Origin of the sequence: uncultured Nostoc sp., assembly GCF_964245445.1 — a bacterium.
Taxonomy (GTDB): domain Bacteria; phylum Cyanobacteriota; class Cyanobacteriia; order Cyanobacteriales; family Nostocaceae; genus Nostoc.
In genome coordinates, this window is sequence record NZ_CAXTNE010000032.1 from 1 (window position 1) to 23,411 (window position 23,411).

16 protein-coding genes and 1 pseudogene are annotated in these 23,411 nt (G+C 43.1%); 12 read left to right on the top strand and 5 right to left on the bottom strand.

Annotated elements, in window-relative coordinates; all coding sequences use genetic code 11:
- Positions 1-21 precede the first annotated feature (21 nt).
- Together ACFE90_RS08305 and ACFE90_RS08310 are read right to left on the bottom strand one after the other, a co-directional pair.
- Positions 22-1,116, bottom strand: a complete 1,095-nt coding sequence (locus ACFE90_RS08305; protein WP_375499443.1) for a formylglycine-generating enzyme family protein — start codon at positions 1,114-1,116, stop codon at positions 22-24.
- Between the two features lie 433 nt (positions 1,117-1,549).
- Positions 1,550-1,972: pseudogene (locus tag ACFE90_RS08310) on the bottom strand (transposase); the annotation flags it as partial.
- Between the two features lie 749 nt (positions 1,973-2,721).
- Between ACFE90_RS08310 and ACFE90_RS08315 the strand changes: the two are divergent.
- From ACFE90_RS08315 to ACFE90_RS08340, 6 genes are all read left to right on the top strand, one after another.
- A complete protein-coding gene (locus ACFE90_RS08315; RefSeq protein ID WP_375499495.1) occupies positions 2,722-3,684 on the top strand; it encodes a TauD/TfdA dioxygenase family protein in 963 nt (320 codons plus the stop codon).
- Between the two features lie 33 nt (positions 3,685-3,717).
- Positions 3,718-4,599 carry a TauD/TfdA family dioxygenase gene (locus tag ACFE90_RS08320; RefSeq protein ID WP_229456309.1) on the top strand — a complete coding sequence of 294 codons (882 nt, stop codon included), beginning with the start codon at positions 3,718-3,720 and terminating at the stop codon, positions 4,597-4,599.
- Positions 4,600-4,855: 256 nt separating this feature from the next.
- Positions 4,856-5,605: an ABC transporter substrate-binding protein gene (locus ACFE90_RS08325; RefSeq protein WP_375499445.1), complete on the top strand. Its 750-nt coding sequence runs from the start codon at positions 4,856-4,858 to the stop codon at positions 5,603-5,605.
- 194 nt (positions 5,606-5,799) lie between these two features.
- Entirely contained in the window at positions 5,800-6,090 is a 291-nt protein-coding gene (locus ACFE90_RS08330; RefSeq protein ID WP_375499447.1) for a hypothetical protein, read from the top strand.
- Positions 6,091-6,225: 135 nt separating this feature from the next.
- Positions 6,226-7,497, top strand: a complete 1,272-nt coding sequence (locus tag ACFE90_RS08335; RefSeq protein ID WP_375499449.1) for an MFS transporter — start codon at positions 6,226-6,228, stop codon at positions 7,495-7,497.
- 272 nt (positions 7,498-7,769) lie between these two features.
- Positions 7,770-8,774, top strand: a complete 1,005-nt coding sequence (locus ACFE90_RS08340) for an aldo/keto reductase (RefSeq protein ID WP_375499451.1) — start codon at positions 7,770-7,772, stop codon at positions 8,772-8,774.
- On the opposite strand, the gene ACFE90_RS08345 is transcribed toward ACFE90_RS08340, so the two are convergent.
- Positions 8,739-8,975, bottom strand: a complete 237-nt coding sequence (locus ACFE90_RS08345) for an SRPBCC domain-containing protein (RefSeq protein ID WP_375499453.1) — start codon at positions 8,973-8,975, stop codon at positions 8,739-8,741. The genes ACFE90_RS08340 and ACFE90_RS08345 overlap by 36 nt on opposite strands.
- A 938-nt stretch (positions 8,976-9,913) precedes the next feature.
- Here ACFE90_RS08345 and nifE point away from each other — a divergent pair.
- On the top strand, positions 9,914-11,308 hold the full coding sequence (gene nifE, locus ACFE90_RS08350; RefSeq protein ID WP_375499455.1) for a nitrogenase iron-molybdenum cofactor biosynthesis protein NifE: 1,395 nt from the start codon (positions 9,914-9,916) through the stop codon (positions 11,306-11,308).
- Here nifE and ACFE90_RS08355 read toward each other — a convergent pair.
- The gene (locus ACFE90_RS08355) at positions 11,305-11,976 is read right to left on the bottom strand and encodes a phosphate ABC transporter ATP-binding protein (RefSeq protein ID WP_375499457.1); all 672 of its coding nucleotides are present in this window, start codon (positions 11,974-11,976) and stop codon (positions 11,305-11,307) included. The genes nifE and ACFE90_RS08355 overlap by 4 nt on opposite strands.
- 486 nt (positions 11,977-12,462) lie before the next feature.
- Positions 12,463-13,614: a glycosyltransferase gene (locus tag ACFE90_RS08360; RefSeq protein ID WP_375499459.1), complete on the bottom strand. Its 1,152-nt coding sequence runs from the start codon at positions 13,612-13,614 to the stop codon at positions 12,463-12,465.
- A gap of 606 nt (positions 13,615-14,220) precedes the next feature.
- Here ACFE90_RS08360 and ACFE90_RS08365 point away from each other — a divergent pair.
- The 5 genes from ACFE90_RS08365 to ACFE90_RS08385 all read left to right on the top strand — a co-directional run bounded on the left by ACFE90_RS08365 (position 14,221) and on the right by ACFE90_RS08385 (position 23,300).
- Positions 14,221-14,988 carry an SDR family oxidoreductase gene (locus ACFE90_RS08365; protein ID WP_375499461.1) on the top strand — a complete coding sequence of 256 codons (768 nt, stop codon included), beginning with the start codon at positions 14,221-14,223 and terminating at the stop codon, positions 14,986-14,988.
- A gap of 63 nt (positions 14,989-15,051) precedes the next feature.
- On the top strand, positions 15,052-15,372 hold the full coding sequence (locus ACFE90_RS08370; RefSeq protein ID WP_375499463.1) for a hypothetical protein: 321 nt from the start codon (positions 15,052-15,054) through the stop codon (positions 15,370-15,372).
- Between the two features lie 231 nt (positions 15,373-15,603).
- Positions 15,604-15,852 (top strand): helix-turn-helix domain-containing protein, encoded by a 249-nt coding sequence (locus ACFE90_RS08375; protein ID WP_375499465.1) that lies wholly within the window; start codon positions 15,604-15,606, stop codon positions 15,850-15,852.
- 189 nt (positions 15,853-16,041) lie between these two features.
- Positions 16,042-19,284, top strand: a complete 3,243-nt coding sequence (gene drmD / locus ACFE90_RS08380) for a DISARM system SNF2-like helicase DrmD (RefSeq protein ID WP_375499467.1) — start codon at positions 16,042-16,044, stop codon at positions 19,282-19,284.
- Positions 19,285-19,298: 14 nt separating this feature from the next.
- The gene (locus ACFE90_RS08385) at positions 19,299-23,300 is read left to right on the top strand and encodes an Eco57I restriction-modification methylase domain-containing protein (protein WP_375499469.1); all 4,002 of its coding nucleotides are present in this window, start codon (positions 19,299-19,301) and stop codon (positions 23,298-23,300) included.
- Positions 23,301-23,411 lie beyond the last annotated feature (111 nt).

The window sequence follows — 23,411 nt, forward strand, 5'->3', positions numbered from 1 at the left end:
CTCCCTGCTCCCCTGCTGTCTTTATGATGATCTCACAAAATCGCATTGCTCCCTCAAAGGTAGTGTGCTGGAAACCAAATTTTTAACTAGCCGAAACCCGATATGAGTAGTTCCCGTATCCGGTGATTCTGACTCCCGCGCCGCCGGACGGAAGCGGCTACAGTAATTGGGAGCGCACAGATATGATCCCCCCTTAATTACGTGTAACTTTGATTCATCTGGCTTTTTGGGATCAAAGCTTTGATTTAAGGCAATAGGATTAATTTTATGGAATTTGCGATCATGTCCGACTTGAAAGAAATCAGTAGTCCATTCCCAAACATTGCCGGTCATATCATAGAGTCCATAACCATTGGGTGCAAAAGAACCGATGGGAGCAATGCCCAAGTGACCATCGGCTTTGGTGTTGAAAAAGGGAAAAATTCCTTGCCAAGTGTTGGCTCTATGCTCAGAATATTCATTGCCCCAAGCATAGGTTGCACCATCCAAGCCACCACGGGCGGCATATTCCCATTGAGCTTCGGTGGGTAGGGATTTTCCTGACCATTTGGCGTAGGCTAGGCCATCTTCATAAGCTATGTGAACAACTGGATAGTTGGATTTGTTAGCAATCGCACTGTCTGGGCCAAAGGGATGTTGCCAATTCGCCCCAGTAGTCCAATGCCACCAACTCAGAAAGGAAACTTGCTTGACACCTGGTTTTGTCATCTCAAACACTAAGGAACCCGGTAATCGCTGCTCATCGGGTAAATCGGGAAACTGTTCTTCAGATAAGGGACGCTCTGCAACTGTCACGTATCCTGTAGCTTTGACAAATTCACCAAATTGTGCATTTGTTACCTCATATTTATCAATACAGAAGTTAGTCACCGTTACATCTCCAGGCGATCGCTCCTCCACAAAACTAGAATTATCAGACCCCATTTTGAACGTTCCTCCTGAAATCATCGCCATACCTTGGGGACAGGGATTGACTGTGGCTGCAAATGCGGTTGTATTGATGAATAAGAGTGCGATCGCTATTCCCTGAATGAATATTAGTGTGAGAAAGTAATGTTTTTTTCCATCTCTAATATTCTCAATTTTGCTACTTTTAATTGAATGCTTGTAGTTCATCAATAAGATTCAACTTTTATTCAAATTTATATCATTTTGGATTTTAGATAAAAATTTTCCCTTTTCGTCGTAGTTTTCGGTGATCTATTTTTCACATAACATTATTTATTTTGTACAAATCCGTATTTCATATCAATAAATATTAAGACAAAATTTTCAATGTTTGATACTATGCAGAAACTCTTAAATCTTAATTTATGATAATTTACAACAAAAATATTTATTTTTGTTAAACTACTAAAATCCGATTAATTTACCGATGTTTTGTCTAATATTGATAAATTACATCTTGTGAAAACATAAGTCAAGCACTATATAGGAATCGTATTTGATTTTTGAAATTATATACGTGGGCGGGGAGTGGGGAGTAGGGAATAAGGAATTAGGCTTTTCGAGCTGTACCGAGCTTTTTCAGAAATCAAATATTAGTCCTATAGCTTTGTTTTGACTCATAAACTACGTCATACTTAAAAGCTAGCTTATATTCCAGTTCGCCAAGCTCCCAGATATCTTTGGTTTGTAGCCAACTCAAAACTTCTTCTCGTTGCTCACCCAAAAGATAACTCTTCCTTCCTTTATAATTCAGCCGCAATTCGTCAATTCCATTTTGCTCGTAGGATTGTTTCCAAGCTGTTATTGATCCTCGTGATACGTCTAGAATTGTTTGAATCTCATCATACAAGTAACCTTGATAAACCAACTTTACTGCCAAAGCTTTCCTTAGTTCACGCGCATCTGGACGCAGAGTTATAAAATCTTGTAGTTCCGCGATCGCATAAAGTGCTATTTGCTCTGCTGACTGTTGCCGGGATACTTCTGCTGGAAGTGTCCCAGTTGGTAAATGCGGACTTATCATCGTTGCTTATTAGACTTGTATAGATTTCCGTATTATTTCGCAGTCTTGTTCAGAAATCAAATAGGAGTCCTATACAAGGTTAGGTTGTAGCGAGATCCCCGTAGGGGTACGAAGTGAAACCCAACAAATGCCCGAAAATGTTGGGTTTCCTTCCTCAAACGCCAGTTGCTTCAAGTCGGGAAACCCGCCCAACGCACTGGTTCCCCAACCTACGCAAATTTATTTTTCTGGCTTGACCCAAGCGTATTGTTTCTTATACCACTTTTGGTTCAAGGATATCCATTGCTCTATAAACACCTTGAACTCATGAATGAAGCAATCCCAGCGATGTCTACAACGGGCTGCGCTTACGCAACTGGTAATGATTGCCAGTCCCAAAATTACTGACTAAACCCTCATTCGTTCTTAAAAGGGAACTCTTAACGGGCAACAGGTGAAGCAGGTCTTAACAGCAGCTCTCCCCACTTGTTCGCCCTTAGCGTTCCCGTGGGGTAGGAACTGCACCAAGCCGTTGGCGCAGCCTCTCGTAGAGAAGGGCATCAGTGTCTCTAATTCCGAAGATCCTAGCTGCAAAAACACAGGAAATTGTTAAATAGCAATATATACTACGGTAAATCTATCGAGATAATGTATGATATTCTCAGTTCTACTCCCAGCACAGGAATGTTGCGATCAGACTATTGGCAAAATTCCAAAGGAAACAGGCGAGTGTGAACACCACCCTACAGATCAAACTCTGGAGAATCTACATGGGCTACAAACATATAGAAGTTAGACAAGTTGCTGGTTTCATCGGTGCCGAAATCGGTAGCGTAGACCTTTCCCGTCCTCTTTCTGACGAGCAAGTCCAAGAAATCCGTAAAGCGTTATTGAAATGGAAAGTTGTGTTCTTTCGTGGTCAGAACATCGATCATGCTGCTCAGGTTGAGTTCACATCTCGTTTCGGTGAAGTAACTTTCGCGCATCCACTCGGAGAGCCTGAACCAGTTCCTGGATTCCCACAGATCAAACCCGTAGATCGTAAGCTCTATGAGAAGCAGTACGGTTTTCGCACTGGTGGTCCTTGGCACACAGACGTAACGGCAGCTATTAACCCACCAGCAGGGTCAATTTTACGCGCGGTTAATGTCCCCAGCTTCGGTGGTGACACTCACTGGAGTAATCTAGTTGCGGCTTATGAGGGACTGTCAGCACCCCTAAGGGCGCTAGCAGACACATTGAAAGCTGAACATCGCTTTAATGGGGGCGGGTATCAGCCCCGCAATGGCAAATTCGACGAGCGCATTGCTGTTAATCCACTAGTCTCAATCCACCCAGTAGTCAGGGTTCATCCTGAGACTGGTGAACGTGCGTTGTTCATTAACCCTGGCTTCACCTCGCAGATTATTGACGTGTCACCACAAGAGAGCAAACTGTTACTTGAGTTGTTCTTCAACCAAATCACCAAACCTGCCTACACCACCCGTTTCCGTTGGAACAATGGTGATATCGCGTTCTGGGATAACCGCGCCACTGTGCATTTAGCTCCTCAAGATTTAGATCATTTGGATGTCGAGCGTCTGTTATATCGCACCACCATTACTGGTGATATTCCAGTTGGAGTTGATGGTTTCCGCTCCCAAGTGGTTCAAGGTGAGGTGTTCAACGCAGAAGTACCAACTGTCTTCAAGCAGAAAGCTGAGTCTAAAGAAGCACAACCAGTGCTTTCGTAAGCTACAAACCGCAAAGTGCAAGGAGAAATTTTTATGACATTTACTGCAACACGAATTGAGATTACGCCTACTGGAGCAGCTTTAGGAGCAGTTGTTACTGGTGTAGATGCCAGTCTTGCAGCACAACCAGAAGTAATCCTGCAACTCAAGCAGGCGTGGCGTGATCACCACATCCTAATCTTCAAAAATCAACAATTGACTGACGACCAATTATTAGCGTTTGCGAATTACTTTGGCGACATTCTCCAACAGCCTGCTTATATCCGTAAAGGAGAAACGGAGCCGTACCTGCCACCCCTTGTTCTTACTCTTGCAAATGCTGCCTCCCAAGAAAGTTCCGTCAATCTTGCACCCAACTATCGTGAACTTTTACCCCATATCGACCACGACTGGTTGCCTACACCATCTAGCGGTTCATTTTTATATGGGGTAGAACTACCTGAGAATGGCCCTGATACCTATTGGGTGAATTTGATTCAGGCTTACGAAGAACTAGATGATGCTACCAAGAAGCAGATTGCTGGTTTGCAGTTGCGCCATTTTAATTTCTATGGCAAGTATCGGGATGAGTATCCTGAGCCTGCTTACGCAGCTGGTCGTTCCGTTGAACCCGGTGAACGAGTTGCTACCCATCCTTTGGTTCGCACTCACCCAGATACTGGCAAGAAAGTTCTGTTCCTAAATGCCGCTAGCGAGGTAGATATTGTTGATTACGATCCAGTGGAAGGGGCAAAGCTAATTGAGCGGTTGCGGGAACACATTAAGCAACCCCACTTTGTTTATCAACACCACTGGAGCAAGGGCGACCTGCTTTATTGGGACAACCAGGCAACGGCTCACTATCGCCCCGAATTTAATTCCAACGCAACCCGGATTTTGAAGCGGGTTAGCATTCGAGGAAGCCGTCCTTTCTAAAGTTCAGCTAGCTAAAGGTTGTGAATTCTTTCAAATACAAAACTTTACTCCCCCTTTTCTTCTCCACTTTAAAGAGCAGAGGGGGAAAAACTAGTTTTGACACCAAACCGGATGCGATTTGATCTAGCTTTCTTGTCAAGGATAGAACCCTCTAATCGATTCGGTCAGCTTGCAGAGATTTTGCTCTCACGGTATCAGCGTCAAGTCGCTCCTCGAAATTAAAAATTAAAAAAAGGTCAAGATGAGGTAAAAAGCTATGGTCAGACCGCAAATTGGAAAGTACTCAATATCCAGGCGTGATTTACTTTACACTTTTTATGGGTTAGCGTCTTTTACTGCCTTAGTCAGTTGTGGAACAAATAACGGCAGCACAGGCAATAGCAGCAGTACAACCTTGAGTACTAATGCCACTAGTAACAATAAAGGCAGTACCAAGCTCGTTCGACTTGGCTACCAAGTTTCCGGGGATATAACCCACGAAAAAGGCGTAATTGAAAAACGATTGGCTCCTCAAGAAATAGGTGTTACTTGGTCTCAATTTGTGTCCGGCCCACCGCTCTTAGAAGCCTTAAATGTGGGTAGTATCGATATGGGGCCAACCGGTGAAACACCACCAATTTTTGCCCAGGCTGCTGGTACTAATTTGATCTATGTAGTTAACACCCCACCAGGTACTGGAGAAGGTTCAGCAATTGTTGTGCTAAAGGATTCTCCAATCCAAACATTGGCCGGTCTTAAAGGTAAAAAAGTTGCTTATTCTAGAGGGACGGCTCAGACCTATTTTGTGGTGAAAGCGTTTGAAGAGATAGGGCTAAAAATCAGTGATATTGAATCAGTGAATCTAACCGTTGCAGATGGAAGAGCAGCGTTTTTGAGCAAGACGGTTGATGCCTTTGTAGAAGGCGATCCTAGTCTGATCAAGCTGCAACGGGAAGGCAGTATTCGGATCTTACGAAACGCGCAAGGAATTAAGACGCCAGGAAGTGGGAGCAACGCGATTTTGTGAGGTGCTGCAACCTGGGACGTATATAGCTTGTTTCGGGATGCGATCGCAACTAAAAAACCAAGTTTTGTTGAGAATATAGAGGTGTAATTGAGAACTAAACCCCGATCTCACTTTTTCGCGTTGCTCCCCCAGGAAGTTATTACCTAGCTTCACGAGATTTTGCAATTAATAATGCTGAACTTTTGAAAGAAATTTTGTCAGAGTACTATGAAGTTGGGCAGTGGGCAAACCAAAACAGGCGGGCTGCTGCTGAAATCCTCGCACCAAAGGTCAAGACTGATGTGGATACTATGGAGTTAACACTGGCGAGAAGAAAGTATGACATGAAACCAATTACTGAGGAAGTGATTAATGCTCAACAAAAGGTTGCGGATCTTTTATATCAACTGAAAGTTGTGCCAAAACAAGTCGATATTCGAGGAGCAACTTTAACCGCCCAGCAGTATGCAGCAGTTACACCGGATGCCGTTAGGAATAAGGCTTAACCTTTGAATCAGCAAGCTTGCTACAAAACCAGACGCGATGCCTGCGGCGGTAAACTACGCAATTATCCTATACTTATTAGTAAAACTAAATATTAGTCAATCTAAGATTTAGGATAACATCGTATAATTCCGCTAATGAAAATTTGGAACAGACAACTAGGCGATCGCATAAGTAATATCATTTACCAGTATTTACCCGCCTTTCGCTGGCGTAATTTTCGCCTGTTTTTTGGTGGACAGTTACTATCAATGTCTGGGACATTTATGACCCAGCAATTAACTATTCCTTGGCTGGTATACGATTTGACTCAATCGGCTTGGTTGTTGGGAGTTGCAGGCTTTGTACAATTTTTACCTACCTTATTAGTGATTCCCTTTTCGGGCGTATTGTCCGATCGCTGGAGTCGTCGTGACTTGTTAATGGTGGTGCAGATATTGGGAATTAGCGTTTCCCTGGCATTAACGATTCTTACCTTTAGGAATTCGATGACGTTTCCCATCCTATTGGTACTGAGTGTTCTCAATGGTTTGCTCAAGGGATTAGATATGCCCGTGCGTCATACAATCGTCACCGAAACCGTAGATGATCGCGCTGATTGGAGTAATGCGATCGCCTTGAATTCAGTGATGTTAAGTTCCTCGCTGGTATTGGGGCCCGCTATGGGCGGGATTTTGATTGCGACGCTAGGGGTGAAATATTGTTTTCTCTACGATACCCTCAGCTATATTCCTGCCATCTTTACCCTGCTAGCGATGCGGCTGAAAGTCAGACCAATGCAAACCCTTACGAGCCTGAGTGATACTTTGCACAAATTGCGGGAGGGCTTTGAATATATCTCCAAGTTGCAGCCGATTAGAGCAATTTTATTAATACTGGCATTACAAGGTTTAGTCGGGATGTCTCATGTCGCGCTCATGCCCGTCTTCGCGGCTAAGATTTTAAATGGGGATGCAACTACGATGGCTCACCTCAGCACCTCAGCGCCCATTGGCTCGTTGTTTGCTTGTTTGTATCTAAGTGTTAGGCGAGGGATTGTGGGTTTAGAACGTTTGATTGTAGTCGCTCAAGTCTTGATTGGGATAAGTCTGATTTCCTTCTCACTATCGCGTCAAGTTGGATTATCCATAATCATACTTGTGTTTACAGGCTGCTTTTCTATCCTCCTGATTACCAGTAGTAATATGATTATCCAAACCCTAGTTGCCGAGGATAAGCGCGGACGGGTGATGAGTTTTTATGCCCTAGCAATGGTGGGTATGATACCCTTTGGGAATCTGTTAGCTGGAACTTTGGCAGATAAGTTTGGTGCGACTAATGCCTTGATTGTCTGTGGCAGTCTAAATATCTTAGGTGCGCTATGGTTCTCTACACAATTGCCAGCAGTGAGCCGTTGGATTGATTCTTAATCTTATAGTCATTAACTCCGGTAACTCGATTGGTATATAGTATTTAAATCCTAGCTGTTGCAAAGTAATGCTCATAGCTTTGCAATACTCTAGGCAGATCAGGTATACGAGAAAAGTGCAAAGCCTCTGGTAACAACATTCTACTGATTCATTAACAACTAGCTAACACTACAGCTTCTGAGGACGCACCGATGAAGCCAATTGCATCTCCCAACTGGCTCTAGAAATGTCACAACGTTATTAAGTATCCCAACAAAAGTAGAGCAGACAGTATGATCAAATATGTAAATCTTGGCAAAACTGGACTCAAAGTATCGCGTGTCACCCTCGGCACGATGACTTATGGCTCCCGTAAATTGCGCCAATGGGTATTAGAAGAAGAAGAAAGTCGCCCATTTATAAAACTGGCTTTGGAATTGGGGATTAACTTCTTTGATACCGCCGATGTCTATTCCTTGGGCGCTAGTGAAGAAATTGTCGGGCGAGCGCTCAAAGACTTTGCAAACAGAGATCAGGTTGTTATTGCTACCAAAGTACATGGTAAAGTCGGCGATGGTCCAAATGATCGAGGACTATCTCGCAAACATATTTTTGATAGCATTGATGCTTCTTTGCGGCGACTACAGAGCGATTATGTAGACTTATACCAAATTCACCGTTGGGACTATGAGACACCAATCGAAGAAACCCTAGAAGCACTTCATGATCTTGTGAAAGCAGGTAAAGTCCGTTACCTGGGGATTTCTAGTGTTTACGCATGGCAGTTTGCTAAAGCCCTTTATACAGCAGACATTCACGGCTGGACTCGCTTTGTATCAATTCAAAATCACTACAACCTAGTCTATCGAGAAGAAGAACGAGAAGTAATACCTCTATCCCGAGATCAAGGGATTGGTATTATTCCTTGGAGTCCCCTGGCGCGGGGCTTTTTGTCAGGGAATCGCAGCAAGTCAGACTATGGCCAAACACTACGTGCAAAAACTGACGAATTCGCTCACAATCTCTACTATCAAGATTCAGATTTTCAAGTAGTTGAGCGCGTAGTTGAATTAGCTACAAAACGAGGGGTTAAACCCACACAAATTGCCCTAGCTTGGCTATTGCATCAACCAGGTGTAACATCTCCCATAATAGGCGCTAGCAAGATCGAACATCTCAAAGAGGCTGTCGAGGCGGTGGATTTAGAACTGTCTGATCAAGAGCGCAAATTCTTAGAAGAACCTTACACACCCCATCCCATTTTAGGGCATGAGTACCCTTTTGGAAATCGCCCATAGAGCGACTAAGTACTTGAGCAACCCTTGCATTGCGATGTGCAGCGTCGTTTTTCCGTCTTGTTCAGTCAGGGTAAACGTATTCAGGTGGTCGTTGTTGGGAACTGGTTCGTAGTGTTTGGCAGCAATCAATCGTTGCGGCGGCACAATTTCACGGTACTCTCCTAAAAATGTGTGTTCAATGTCGTTACCGGAGTCATGCAAGACATAGCGCTAAGTGCCACCCACGCGCAGGTCGATTTCGCAAACGGTCATTGTCATACTGCTGCAACCCCCAAATCAACGTTTAACGTGTTCGGGCTGAGTCTATGTCTCGAAGACGAGTTTACGTGGGGCATTCAAGACGCGAGTTACGACGCTTTCCCTAACCGATGGTAATGTCAATCGCAACCTATGAGCGATCGCGTTTCTTTTCCTCTGCTTGCAATTGTTGTAGATACTCATTCAGACGATCAAAACTCTGCTCCCAGAATTCAAATTTCAAAAGAAATTCCACGCTTTAATCCGGTTAATCGATAGATTTACTGTATATTAAAATTAATAAGGTTATGATGACCTAAATCTAAGGTGCTATAAGCGTTAAATAAGATACCTATAAAAGTATTAGTAAAAAATTAAATTCCTTAGTTAAATCATCAAACAGAATAATTAGGTACAGAGAGACAATGTACCTAATTATTCTGTTTAATTATCTAATAACATTTGGTTTAAAAATATAACAACAATAATTGTTTATCTAAATATTAGCATAACTAATATTTAGATAAACTAAAATTAGCAAAAAAATTATAGTGGTTCTCATTTTAGTGAGTTACATCTCGTTGAGGAGAGGGGCTAGAGGTTAGAAGCTAAGATGTACCTCATGCAATTAAGGATTGCTATAACAGGCTTTCTAAAAATACAGAATGCGTCAGAATAGTTGCTTGTTTTATCTGAAATACTAGTGGCTCAATTGCTGTTTTTTGTAATTTTCCAGAAATCAGTCCCAATAAACTTCCTCTAACACGACATATCACGAGGAGTGGATAATAGTGAGAAAAATTGGTAATTAAGAATAATAAAAGAAAGAAGATAGAGAGACAATACACTCTTAACTCCTCATTCTTGGCTGTTTTGTATTCATCTTCAACAGGAGAAAAAACATGAAGAATACTCAAGTAACAATTAACGAAGCACTCAGTGAAACAGTTTGCAAATCTAACCAGAAAAAACTCACTTGCACAAAACCACCACAACCAGGTTCAACCCAAGGAAATTGTCCTTTTGACGGAGCGATGGTTTCTGTCGGAGCTATTACTGATGCTGTTCATTTAGTACATGGTGCTGTTTCTTGTACTCATAATCCTTGGGCAACTCATGGTAGCCTCTCATCAGGTTCTGAATTATATCAAACAGCTTTTACTACTGACTTTAGTGAGGGTAATATCGTTTTTGGTGGGGAAAATAAACTGTACAAAGCTATTGTGGATGTTGCTGACCGCTATCATCCTGCCGCTATTTTTGTTTACGCTACTTGTCTGTCTGCTTTGATTGGTGATGATATTGATAGTGTCTGTAAGCTAGCTGCACAAAAAATTAACATTCCAGTTGTCTATGTAAATGCAGATGGATTTATTGGTAGTAAAAACTTAGGGAATCGCATCGGTAATGAAACTTTATTGAATGCTGTCATTGGTACAGCAGAACCTGAAGTTATCACACCATTTGATATTAATATTGTTGGTGATTATAATGTTGCAGGTGAAACATGGAATATCCTACCATTGTTACAAAAAATGGGTATTCGGGTTCTTTCCAAAATTACAGGTGATGCTCGTTATTTAGAAGTTTGCTATGCTCATCGTGCCAAATTGAATGTAGTACTTTGCTCAAATGTAGCTATACAAATGGCACAAACTATGGAAAAACGCTATGGAATTCCTTATATTGAAGAGTCTTTCTATGGTGCGACTAACTTAAACAATTGTTTACAGAATGTTGCAGCAAAATTAAGCATATCCTTGGGAGATAGTGTTGTTGTCCATGAGCTTCAAGAACGTACAGAAAAGTTAATTGCCCAAGAAAATGCTGCTCTAGATATTGCTTTAGCTCCTTACCTTGCTGATTTAAAAGGTAAGCGAATTCTTCTTTCTACTGGTGGTGTGAAAAGTTGGTCACTGATCTTAGCAGCCCAAGACTTGGGAATGGAAGTTATTGCAGCTACGGATGGCAAAACAACACAGGAGGAGAAAGCTAAAATTAAACAATATCTTGGTGAAGATGGAATGGTTTTGTCGGACACAACTCCCCAGGCATTATTAAAGGTATTAAACCAAACAAAAGCTGATGTGTTGATTGCTGGGGCTGGAAATAAATATACAGCACTCAAAGCGCAAATTCCTTTTTTAGACATTAACCATGAACGTCACCATGCTTACGCTGGTTATGCAGGTTTGGTGGTACTAGCACGCGAACTACATGAAGCGTTGTATAGTCCTATATGGAAGCAAATTAGCAAACCTGCCCCTTGGGATGAAAAAATTAGCTTGTGGATTTAACCCCTGGCACCAGTTACATAAGCAACTGTTAAAGGATGTTGAGGATGATTAAAAACCTGCTCTACAGTACCTGATTCAATCAGTTGTCCAATGCCGTCTTGTACCCAAAATAAAGCGACTCGATCTGCAATTCTCTTGGCTTGAGCCAGATTGTGAGTAACAATTAACAGAGTATAGCGCTGGCGCAAACTGATAATTAAATCTTCAACAACGTTGCTGGAAATAGGGTCGAGGGCGCTACAAGGTTCATCCAGTAGTAAGACTTCTGGCTGCAAAGCCAAGGCTCTAGCTATGCACAAACGTTGCTGCTGCCCACCAGAAAGAGCTAAAGCTGAAGATTGCAGACGGTCTTTTACTTCATCCCATAGCCCTACATCTTGGAGGCTGGTTTCGATAATTGTATCAATTTGGTAGCGATCGCTGATGCCATGCTCTGGCAAAGGTAATTCCAGATTCTGCCATATTGAGAAAGGAAAGGGATTGGGTTTTTGAAAAATTATGCCGACTTGACGCCGCAAGGCGATGACATTGATTTTGGAATTTACCACTTCTAGACTACCAATGCGGATTTTTCCCTGAACTCGACACTTGGGAATCATATCGGTGAGGCGGTTGAGACGCAAAAGGCACTCGCGTAGCCGATCGCATCTCAGCAGGCGGCCGGTCAAGCCGTATCACCGACAGCGTATCTGCTCCGGCTGGTGTACCCAGGTGAGTGTCAATGTACGCAGAGGCGAGCATATCGGCATCCGAAGCTGCGACGAGCAGCCGACCTTTAAAAGCAAAACCGGGCACAGTCTGCCGCTCTTGACCTATGGTCTTGAAGAATGCACCGGCGCCGACCACCCACGCCACGAGGAGAACGAAACTGCCAAACTGTAGGCGTTACGAGTCAGCAATATTGCATCCGTCAGTTCAAAGGTCACATTATGCGCTCTACCTAAATGCTCATAAGCGGCTTGACGAAGTTCTTCAAGTTTGGCAAGTTTCATATTGGCAGGTGAGAGTTTGTGGTTATTCTCTCATCTACAGGCGTTGGGAGTCTGTGTTAACCGCAGACTGTCCCTCCAAAAATTTTATACTAACGACACGTACACTCGTTTGTTAACGATCGCCTGCTTTTAGTCTAAACTCTAGTTAACCTGAATCCTTACTTAAATAGGAGCTTTCAAAATTTTTTCCAAAATATCAACTGTTTCAAATACAGCCTGGTTATTAAGGGTGTTGAGATTAGCCCGGTAGTGAGAATAGTTTTCTGGTTGAATTAGCTTTTCGACAGCCCTCTCGATATTGTGAAAATTAGAAATTACAATCCCGACTTCTTTATCCGTAATCCATTCACAAGAGAATGTTTCCTGAATCATAGTTAAGGCATTGCGTTCTGTAATCACAGGTAACTTCATGGCCGTAGCCTCGCTGAGGCTACCAGGTCCTGGCTTACCAATAAAAAAATCGGCAAGATGCATATAATAAGGAATGTCTTCAGTAAAGGTAGTGACAAACCGCTTCTGAAAACCTTGACTTTGAAGGAGTGCTGAAGCTAACTCTTCATTTCGCCCGCAAAGAAAAATGAGTTGGAGCTTGTCTTGAAAACATTCGAGACGTTGGGCAATTTCGAGTATAACCTTAGAGCCATAACCGCCAAACAGAACCAATCCAGTGGGCAAATCTGGATCTAAATCCAAGCGTTGTCTTTCGCTTCGGCGATCGACAGTAATGGGTTCGTAGAACCGGGGATTAATTACCAATCCTGATGTGCGGAAGATTCGCTTTTCCTGATGCCCCAACGCGCGTGCTTGTTCGACTGCTTGTTCAGTAGGACAGATTAAGAATTGCTCCTGTGGTTCTATCCAGAAATGAGGAGGAGAATCCGCAAAATCCGTAAGAATAGTGACGAAGGGTGTTGTGGGCATTGCTTTTTGTAAGCTTTCCCTGAGTACTCGGTTATAAAATGGAATGCAGGATACTACTAAATCCGGCTGATTCTTCCCCCAGTGATTTTCAAGCAGAGCTATCAGCTCAGAATAATTTTGACGAATGTTTGCCTTTGCCAGAGTCCGAAGTAATGGAAATAATGGAATGAGGAATGTCCAGCCTTTTTTTAGTACCAGGTTGTAGATATCATTTCCATTCTTACCAGTCATTTTATAGAACATATCCGCTTGCTCTATATTTTCAATTTCTTCAATGTTGACTAGCCTGGGTTGCCAGTTCGGCTGTTGCTTGTTGATGACTTGGGACAAAGCATTTGCAGTGCTGCGGTGTCCACCACCACCACTATAAAAAATCAAATCTATTCTTGTCATCCAGTGACCTCTTCAAAAATGACTTTGGCAAAACCGCCCCACACATCTACACTGACCAATGTTACAAGGGAACGTACCTCAAGATGCGTTTGCCCTAATCCGTCAGTACCTTAAGCTTGTCTACACAATCGATGCTTAAATTTGTACTATTTTGCATTGCCCTGAAAACGATAAGTTTTCCTTATTTTCAGCATAAATAGCAACAATTATATAGTTGACAATTAAAATTTATTAGCACTTTTTTTACAAATGAGCGTTCATATGAAATTGTATTCATGCTTAGTGTCTCATATTTGGTAACTATCCGGTTCAATCTCAATGAGGCCCAATGACCCTTTCGCCACGCTGACGCTTTAAAAGAAATTGAAACCTCATCCAATAGCAAGGTTTTGTTATTTATCCGGATTGTAAACTTCGGTATTCCGATATACTATATGTGGTATAAAAGCCGTTATAAATCCAAAATTTCAATTTTATCGTGAGTGTTCTTTTTTCCTAAGCGCGTAGCATAGCCCCTTGCCCTTTGGTGAGGGCATTTCTATTATTAAAACTCTGTTGTCAAGCTATTGGTATCTCGGCTCAATATAATTGTGGAAAGTAAATGTTGTGACGTTATCAGAGTTCTCATTAACTGGAAAAATTGCTTTAGTAACTGGAGCCGGAGGGGGACTAGGGCTAGAAATTGCCCAATCACTTGCTAAAGCTGGTGCGCGTGTTATCGTCAATGGGCGAAACCTGGAACGTCTTAATCAAGCAGTTGCAGTTATTGAGGCAAGCGGCGGTTTTGTTTTTCCATTACCGTTTGATGTGACAGACGAAATTGCGGTTCAAAATGCATTTATAGAGATCCAAGAAAAGCAGGGGTGTTTAGATATTCTCGTCAATAATGTCGGAATGCGCGATCGTCGTGGATTGTTCGAGTTTGAAATGGATGCAGTGCGCCGATTAATTAATGCTGATTTGATTGCACCATTCAATTTGTCACGAGAAGCGGCAAAACTGATGATACACAAGGGTAATGGTCGAATCATCAACATCACATCGATCGCAGGACAACTTGCCGATGCAGGCGATGCAGTTTATACAACAGCTAAAGGAGGACTCGAAGCCCTAACTCGCACCCTTGCTGCTGAACTTGGCGCTTTTGGAATTACTGTCAATGCAGTTGCTCCCGGCTTTTTCGCAACACAGAGCAATGCAGATGTGGTTGCCGATCTAAAAGTCGCCCAATGGTTGAAAAAGCGAACTTCTCTCGGTCGTTGGGGATCTCCAGAAGAAGTTGCAGGTGCAGTTGTGTTCTTTGCTTCTCCAGCCGCATCTTACATTACGGGTCAAGTTTTAGCAGTTGATGGTGGCTACCTTGCTCATTTCTGAAAATACAGTTTCTCTGCATGAAATATAATCTCTCCATTTGTGAATCTAAGTAAAGGAGGCAAGGTGTCAGACAAAAAATCGAGTTCAATAGGAACACCACTATCAGATGTCGAAATAGATATAACCCTTGTTTACAGTCTGTTATCAAATCAGCATCCAAATCTGATGCACCTGCTAATTCATCTTGTTGATGCGGGTTGGGACAATGTAATGTTTCGGCTAGGGAATCAATTATCTGTAAGGCTTCCACGTCGAAAAGCAGCAGCGACATTGATCGAAAATGAGCAAACCTGGCTTCCAGTACTGGCAGGGCTTGTTCACCAAAGTCGTTCTCATTTACAAGAATGTATAGAGCTTGAGCCAGCAGCACGGTTTGGGGGCTGAAATGAGCAGTCTATTGCAAAGCTTTTCTAAAGCCAGAGTCTGAGGGTTAACCAAGAACAGTACTATTTAAGTATCACAATATACTATAAAATAGCTAAATATAATTACTGATCAGTACGAAATTCATGAAAAGATTCGGTATATTCTCGAACTTACAATACAGGTTTACCACTACTACGATGTAATGAAATATATATCATTGATCACATAAAGTAATAGGAATTGAGCTAAATGACCATCAAAAAACCTTTGATAATCAACCAACCAGAAGTTGGGAAGCTCATCCGAGAACTTCGTATTTGTACTGGTCTAACACAAGAGCAATTCGCCGCAACATTGGGCGTGACTTATCCGACTGCAAATCGGTGGGAAAACGGACACGCCAAGCCGTCGCCTATGGCAATGAGGCAAATTGAGTTAATACTGCAAGAGATGGGTGAGCAGGGGCAGAAACTGTTGACCAAACATTTACCAGATTAATTCTGGAAAGCAGGTTTGTTTAGAGGAGCAATACTTGCTCAATTTTGGTGTGGGCGCTTGCAATGAAAAGCAATGCCTACGGCAAGCTGCGCCTACGCAGATTTGATCTAGCAATGAGAGATTGATGAGGAAGGGGAATGATTTTCACTAAAAAAGAGCTGCTGCGAGTCTATTCAGAGGGAAATGCAAGTGACTGAGGTTATAACTGGACAAATTGTGCGCGTGCGATCGCGGCAGTATCTTGTAGAAGAAGTTGTGTCGAAACCGTCTCCAGAGCAAGACACTAAAGTTAGCCTTTCTTGTTTAGAAGATGATGCGTTAGGAGAATCGCTAGAAGTCCTATGGGAACGGGAAATAGATGCCAAAATCGTAGGGGCGACATCATGGGATTCCATAGCGAATCGAGGTTTTGATAATCCGCGTCTATTTTCTGCCTATCTGCACACATTACGGTGGAATTGCGTAACCTCCACAGATGCCAAGCTTTTTCAAGCGCCTTACCGAGCCGGTATAGAAGTCAAAGCTTATCAATTAGAGCCGCTACGTAAAGCTTTGCTGATGCCAAGAGTTGGTTTGTTTATTGCTGACGATGTAGGGTTGGGCAAGACAATTGAAGCAGGGCTGATACTGCGTGAGATGTTGATGCGGCAAAAGGTTAGACGAGTCGTTATCTCGTGTCCGCCGTCAGTAGTACGACAGTGGCAAGAAGAAATGGAGAGTCGCTTTGGACTCACATTCATGATTCTTGACCGTGAGTTTATTGCTGCGCGTCGTCAAGAACGGGGTTATGGAATTAACCCTTGGATGACACACACTAGGTTCATTATTTCCCACGCCTTGCTACGAGATGAAACCTATGCCGCACCGTTACGGGACTGGCTTGGTGATTTTGCAGCTGCTTCCATGCTCATCCTTGACGAAGCTCACAATGCTGCACCTGCGAGTGGTGCAAAATATGCTGTGGATTCACAGTTAACACGCACTGTTCGAGACTTAGCACCGCGTTTTGAACACAAGCTGTTTTTGTCTGCAACACCCCACAACGGGCATTCCAACAGCTTCGCCGCCTTACTAGAAATTCTTGATCCCCAGCGTTTCTGCCGAGGAGTACCCGTTCGTAATCGCAAGTTGCTGGACACTGTAATGGTGCGACGCTTAAAACAAGATTTACGGGAGATCGGAGAAGAGTTTCCCCAACGCTACGTTCTTCCTATAGTTATTGATAACCTGCCAGAAGACGCGCCAGAACTCAAATTATCCCAATTGCTGCAACAATATCGCAATCTGCGTGAGGAACGACTCAAAGATGCAGCGAAGTCTACCCAGACTACGGCGATGTTAGTAATTACTTCACTACAAAAGCGTCTTTTGTCTTCCATTGAAGCATTTGCTCGGACTTTAAAGGTGCATCGGACGGCGATGGAAAAACAAACGGCGAACCGTCCTTCGATACATCAAGTCAGTCTACCGTTGCTGTTTGAATCCCCTGGTGCAGATGACGAACGGGCTGAATTTTCCGAAGAGGAAGTAATTGCAGAAGAAGATGCTCAAATAGTAGCAGCTACTATGCAAGCTGCCGGACAGAGTGCGCGGGAATTAGCAATTTTAGATGAAATGGCAGATGTAGCGAATTCCTCTCGCTACCAGCCAGATCCTCGAATTCAACAACTGGTGAAGTGGATTCGCCAAAATCTTTGTCCCGATCTGGGTCAACCAAATGCTGCTTGGTTAGAACGGCGAGTAATTATTTTTACAGAATATACAGATACTAAACGTTATTTACAACAGCAATTACAAAGTGCGTTGGCGCAGCCCGCCGTAGGCATCGCAGGCTCTAACCGCGAACATGAACGCATAGATGTATTTCACGGGGGCATTGGAGAAGAACGCCGCGAAGCTATTAAAAGTGCATTTAATGCTGACCCGGCACGTCATCCCCTGCGAATCCTGATTGCCACAGATGCAGCAAGAGAAGGGGTGAACCTCCAAAACAATTGTGCTGACTTGTTCCATTTTGATGTGCCGTGGAACCCATCAAGGATGGAACAGCGTAACGGACGGATTGACCGCAAATTACAGCGATCGCCTGTTGTCCATTGTTATTACTTTGTCTTACCGCAACGCACAGAAGACAAAGTATTGGATGTATTGGTGCGGAAAACAGCCACGATTCAACAAGAACTGGGCAGCCTTGCACCAGTGGTTGAAAGAAATGTATCACGCTTACTAGCTAATGGTATTCGTCATCAAGAAGTAAATAATCTTGCCGATTCGATTAATCAGGCAGAACAACTTAATAACAAAGAAACAGTAAACACGCAAGTAATTAACGAGGAACTAGAACAAGCTAGACTCCGCCAACAGGATTTGACTAAACAAGTAGAGAATTTACAAGAAATGTTGAAAGAATCGCGGGATTGGTTGGGATTAGATGACCACCACTTTCGTGATGCCATCTCTGCTTCTTTAGAAATTCTGGGAGTCCCAACACTTGCCCCTGTAGATGTGAATGAGGTTGCTAACAATCCTGTAACTGCGCGTTGGACAATTCCGGCTCTCGACCAGCGTACTGGTGCAGATCCAACATGGTCAACAACACTTGATACCCTGAGAACACCTCGAAAAATCGGACAAAAGCCTTGGGAATGGCGGAAAGAAGCACCGATTCGCCCTGTAGTCTTTCGAGATCCTGGTTCTTTAGATGGGGATGTAGTTCATCTGCATTTAGAACACAGAATTGTCCAGCGTTTACTGAGTAGATTTTTAGCTCAGGGTTTCTTGCATGATGAATTAACTCGTGCTTGTGTTTGTCTGACTGATGACCCCATGCCAAAAGTGATTGCACTGGGACGGCTGGCTCTATACGGGGAACGGGCTTCTCGCTTACACGATCAGGTGATTGCAGTCGCCGCAGAGTGGTCAGATCCAACCAGTCGGGGACGCAAGAAACTTCAGCCTTTAAGAGAAGGTGAGAAAGACAACGTACTGGAATTACTGGAAAATTCCCTAGCTTCCCCACACTTGCTGCAAGTTGCCGAAGGGGTGAAAGAGCGACTGAAAAAAAGTGCTGCCCAAGATGTAGCAGAATTAATTCCCCATTTGGAACGCCGCGCCACAGGTTTGGCAGAAAGTGCTGAGAAAAAGCTGGTCAATCGGGGTACTAAAGAAGCTAGTGAGATGAAGAAGATTCTGGAAGAACAACAGACGCGAATTATCAAGTGTCAGGAAGAATCTAAGGCAGTGCAGTTGTCTCTTCCATTCATAGAAGAACAGCGTCAATTGGATGCAGACCGTCGCCATTGGGAAAAACGCCTTCAAGCGATCGCAACCGAACTAATTTCAGAACCAGCCCGGATTGAAGCCGCCTACAAAGTGAAAGCAGTGCGGATTGAGCCAGTCGGCGTAATTTATTTATGGCCGATTTCCGGCTAGAGGAAGTGTAAACAATGGCAAACGATCCAGAAATTCGCTTACATAAAGAATGGTTGGGCTTTCTCCAGCCTGTGGGGTTGGTAGTCTCTCCTCCTGCATTGTCAGCAGCCCAAGCTGTGGTTAACCGCAATGTGGTGGAACTGCAACAAACGCTGCAAGAAGTTGCCAGACGCGAACCCCTCTCCAGTGACATAGACAAGGAAACCTTTGGAATTGACGATTTTTCTGCTTTTACTATTAATGTTTTGGGTTGGCAAGCAGAAGATTTAGTTGCCAGTCCAGAGGAATTAGCGATCGCACTCCCAGATTACAACGAAGTTTTGACACCCACTTATGCTGTACCCGACCCTAATGGCAACTGGATGATGCTGGTACAGGTGCTTCCTGATGGTACTGAACTTGACAATGCAGGCGCGGAGGATAGTAAATCTACTGGTTGGCACGCCAGCCCCCAGTCTAAGTTTGAGCGGCTTTTGAAAGAAACGAAAGTTTATACTGGGCTATTGTGCAACGGTACAGAATTGCGTTTGGTATATGCACCACTTGGGGAGTCATCGGGACACCTGACTTTTCCTGTACAGGCAATGTGTGAGGTATCTGGACGGCTGATTTTGGGTGCAATGGAGATGTTACTCTCGGCTGACCGACTGTTTAATGTTCCGAGCGATCGCCGTTTGTCTGCAATCCTGGAAAAAAGTCGGAAATATCAAAACGATGTCTCTATAAAGCTTGCAGAGCAGGTATTAGAGGCATTATGGGATTTACTGCGCGGCTTCCAAATAGCAGATGCAAGCAGTAAAAGCCGCTTAGTGAGTGACATTGCCACTACTGCGCCTCAGCATATTTACGGTGGACTGATTACTATCTTGCTGCGGTTGGTGTTCCTGCTTTACGCTGAAGACCGGGGACTGATGTCTCAAGATGCAGTTTATACACGCTACTACTCAGTCAGTGGACTTTACGAGCGCTTGCGAGAAGATGCAGGCAACTACCCGGATACAATGGATCAGAGGTATGGTGCTTGGGCATGGTTGCTGAGTCTGTTCCGTTTGGTTTACGACGGCGGCGGTCATGCTGATTTGTACTTACCTGCTCGTCATGGGCAACTATTTGACCCAGATGAATATCCGTTTTTAGAAGGTCGTCCCCAATCTACAGAATATCAAACGGGGGAAAGTCTCGAACCCCCTCGCGTGTCAGATGGGGTAATTCACAGGGTATTGCAAGGTTTGTTGGTACTGGATGGAGAACGTCTGTCTTATCGTTCTTTGGATGTTGAACAAATTGGGTCTGTTTATGAAGCTATTATGGGCTACGAGGTAGAAAGAGCAAGTAGTCCTGCTATCGGTGTTTGGAGTAAACCCAAAGGTTCTAAATCTTCGGTGACAGTTGTTGTCAGCGTTGAGGAAGTTCTCAAAGCTAAGGTGGGAGAACGGGCTAAATATTTAAAGGATGTTGCGGGTTGCGAAATTACTGGTAAATCGCTGACAGAGTTAAAGGATGCGAGGACACCAGAGGATGTAGTGGCGGCTTTAGGACGCAAGGTATCACCGAAAACGCCGAGTTTAATGCCTGTGGGTTCTCTGTATTTGCAACCGGGGGAAGAACGGCGGCGTAGTGGTTCTCATTATACGCCTCGTGCTTTGACTGAGCCGATTGTGAAAGAAACTCTCAGACCGATTTTATCGGCTTTGGGAGAAAACCCGACACCTGAGCAGATTTTAGAGTTGAAAATTTGTGATTTGGCGATGGGTTCGGGCGCATTCTTGGTGGAAAGTTGTCGTCAGTTGGCTGAAAAATTAGTTGAAACGTGGAATAAGCAAAACGTATTACCTGAAATTCCAATTGATGAAGAACCGTTACTTTATGCGCGGCGGTTAGTGGCGCAACGGTGTTTGTATGGTGTGGATAAAAACCCTTTTGCAGTGAATTTGGCTAAGTTATCTTTGTGGTTGGCGACTTTGGCGAAAGCTCATCCTTTTACATTTTTAGACCATGCTTTGAAGTGGGGAGATTCTTTAGTTGGGTTAACCTTTAAACAAATAAAAACGTTTAATTGGGATGAAGATAAAACCTATACAGACCCAAATTTACCTTTGTTTAATCTCTCGATGGAGAAGGTGAAGTTTGACAGAGATGAAATTCACAAGTTAGATGAGGATAATTATGCAGCAAAACGCGATTTTTACAATAATATAGAAACGGAATTGCATGATATTCGGCTGAAAGGGGATTTGGTTATAGCTTCATTTTTCGCCAAGGATAAAGACAAGGCGAGAAAGGATGAGCGTGATAATTTATGGTTAAAGTTTTATAATAGGCAGAAAAATCAAGAAGATGATTTAGATGTCAGGCGAATTTGTGCAGAGTTGCGGTATGGTGAAAAACCTGTTCCCGCGTTTAATTGGGAGATTGAATTTCCAGAAGTATTTGATAGAGATAATCCGGGTTTTGATGCGATTGTTGGTAATCCGCCTTTTTTGGGTGGAAGTAAAATTTCTTCTAACTTTGGTAATAGTTATTTAGATTGGTTGAAAGTTGTTAATCCCGAATCTGGAGGTCAAGGGGATTTAGTATCATACTTTTTTAGAAGGGCGTTTGAGTTATTACGAGAAAATGCCACTTTTGGCTTTATCGCTACTAATAGTATAGCGCAAGGAGATACACGCAGTACTGGTTTAAGATATATTTGTGAAAATGGCGGAACTATTTATAATGCAAAAAAACGTTTAAGTTGGCCGGGTTTAGCTGCTGTTGTAGTGAGTGTTATTAATCTCTTTAAGGGTAAATATATTAAAGATAAATGGTTATATAATTATGTAGGTAAAAAATGCTTAGATAATAAAGAAGTTGATTTAATTTCCGCTTTTCTATTTCATACAGCAGTAAACAATAATCCAAAGATATTATTAGCAAATGCTGGCAAGAGTTTTAAAGGTAGTATGGTTTATGGAATGGGGTTTACTTTTGATGATGATAAGCAGGACGCAACACCAATAGCAGAAATGCAAAAATTAATTGTAAAAAATTCCAAAAATTTAGAAAGAATATTTCCTTATCTTGGAGGTGAAGAAGTCAATTCTAGTCCTACTCATGCACATCATCGGTATGTGATTAATTTGGGTGAAATGAGTGAGGAGGAAGCGAGGAATTATCCTGATTTAATGAATATTATAGAGGAAAAAGTTAAACCTGCAAGATTAGCACAAAATCGAGAAATTCGTGCTAAATATTGGTGGCGTTTTGGTGAAACGACACCAGCTTTATTTCGAGCAATATCTCAACTTAATCGGGTCTTAGTTGTTTCTCGTGTTAATCAACATAGTTCATTTGCATTTTTACAAAGTAAAATTGTTCATTCTGATTCATTGATAGTATTTGCAAATGACCAAAATTCATTTTTCTGTATTTTACAATCTCGCATACATGAAATATGGACAAGATTTTTAGGTTCATCAATGGGAGATACGCTTCGTTACACCCCCTCAGATTGCTTTGAAACCTTCCCCTTCCCCGAAAACTGGGAAACCAGCCCCATCCTAGAAGCTGTAGGAAAAACCTACTACGAATATCGCGCCGCCTTAATGGTTCGCAACAACCAAGGACTCACCGACACATACAACCGCTTCCACGATCCCGAGGAACGCCACCCCGATATTTTACAACTACGCTTACTCCACGCCCAAATGGATCGCGCCGTCCTTGATGCTTACGGCTGGACAGACATTTCCACAGACTGCACCTTCCTGCTTGACTACGAAGACGAAGAAGACGACGAAAGCACCAGCAAACGCCAGAAGAAAAAGCCTTGGCGCTACCGTTGGCCCGAAGAAATTCACGACGAAGTATTAGCCCGTTTACTCGAACTCAACCAGCAACGCGCCGAAGCAGAAATTTTAGGCGGTAAAGCTGCTGAGAAATCCAAGGCAAAAGGGAATACTAAAAAAGTAGCCAAATCTCGCAAGGCGACGGAAACGACTTTAACTATTCCTGATTTTCCCTCTACTTCTATGTGACAGGTTCAACGTTAGCCATACCGATGAATTCCCAAAAAAGCATAGCCATCCTAAATCATTTATGAACACTTACTGTTCCCTGTTCCCTATTCCCTGTTCCCTGCCCTCATT

What these genes read in the sequence shown, in the direction of transcription:
- nifE (WP_375499455.1), top strand. Translation starts at nt 9,914, where the DNA reads ATGAAGAATACTCAAGTAACAATTAACGAAGCACTCAGTGAAACAGTT.
- ACFE90_RS08385 (WP_375499469.1), top strand. Translation starts at nt 19,299, where the DNA reads ATGGCAAACGATCCAGAAATTCGCTTACATAAAGAATGGTTGGGCTTT.
- ACFE90_RS08340 (WP_375499451.1), top strand. Translation starts at nt 7,770, where the DNA reads ATGATCAAATATGTAAATCTTGGCAAAACTGGACTCAAAGTATCGCGT.
- ACFE90_RS08375 (WP_375499465.1), top strand. Translation starts at nt 15,604, where the DNA reads ATGACCATCAAAAAACCTTTGATAATCAACCAACCAGAAGTTGGGAAG.
- ACFE90_RS08315 (WP_375499495.1), top strand. Translation starts at nt 2,722, where the DNA reads ATGGGCTACAAACATATAGAAGTTAGACAAGTTGCTGGTTTCATCGGT.
- ACFE90_RS08325 (WP_375499445.1), top strand. Translation starts at nt 4,856, where the DNA reads ATGGTCAGACCGCAAATTGGAAAGTACTCAATATCCAGGCGTGATTTA.
- ACFE90_RS08335 (WP_375499449.1), top strand. Translation starts at nt 6,226, where the DNA reads ATGAAAATTTGGAACAGACAACTAGGCGATCGCATAAGTAATATCATT.
- ACFE90_RS08305 (WP_375499443.1), bottom strand. Translation starts at nt 1,116, where the DNA reads ATGAACTACAAGCATTCAATTAAAAGTAGCAAAATTGAGAATATTAGA.
- ACFE90_RS08320 (WP_229456309.1), top strand. Translation starts at nt 3,718, where the DNA reads ATGACATTTACTGCAACACGAATTGAGATTACGCCTACTGGAGCAGCT.
- ACFE90_RS08360 (WP_375499459.1), bottom strand. Translation starts at nt 13,614, where the DNA reads ATGACAAGAATAGATTTGATTTTTTATAGTGGTGGTGGTGGACACCGC.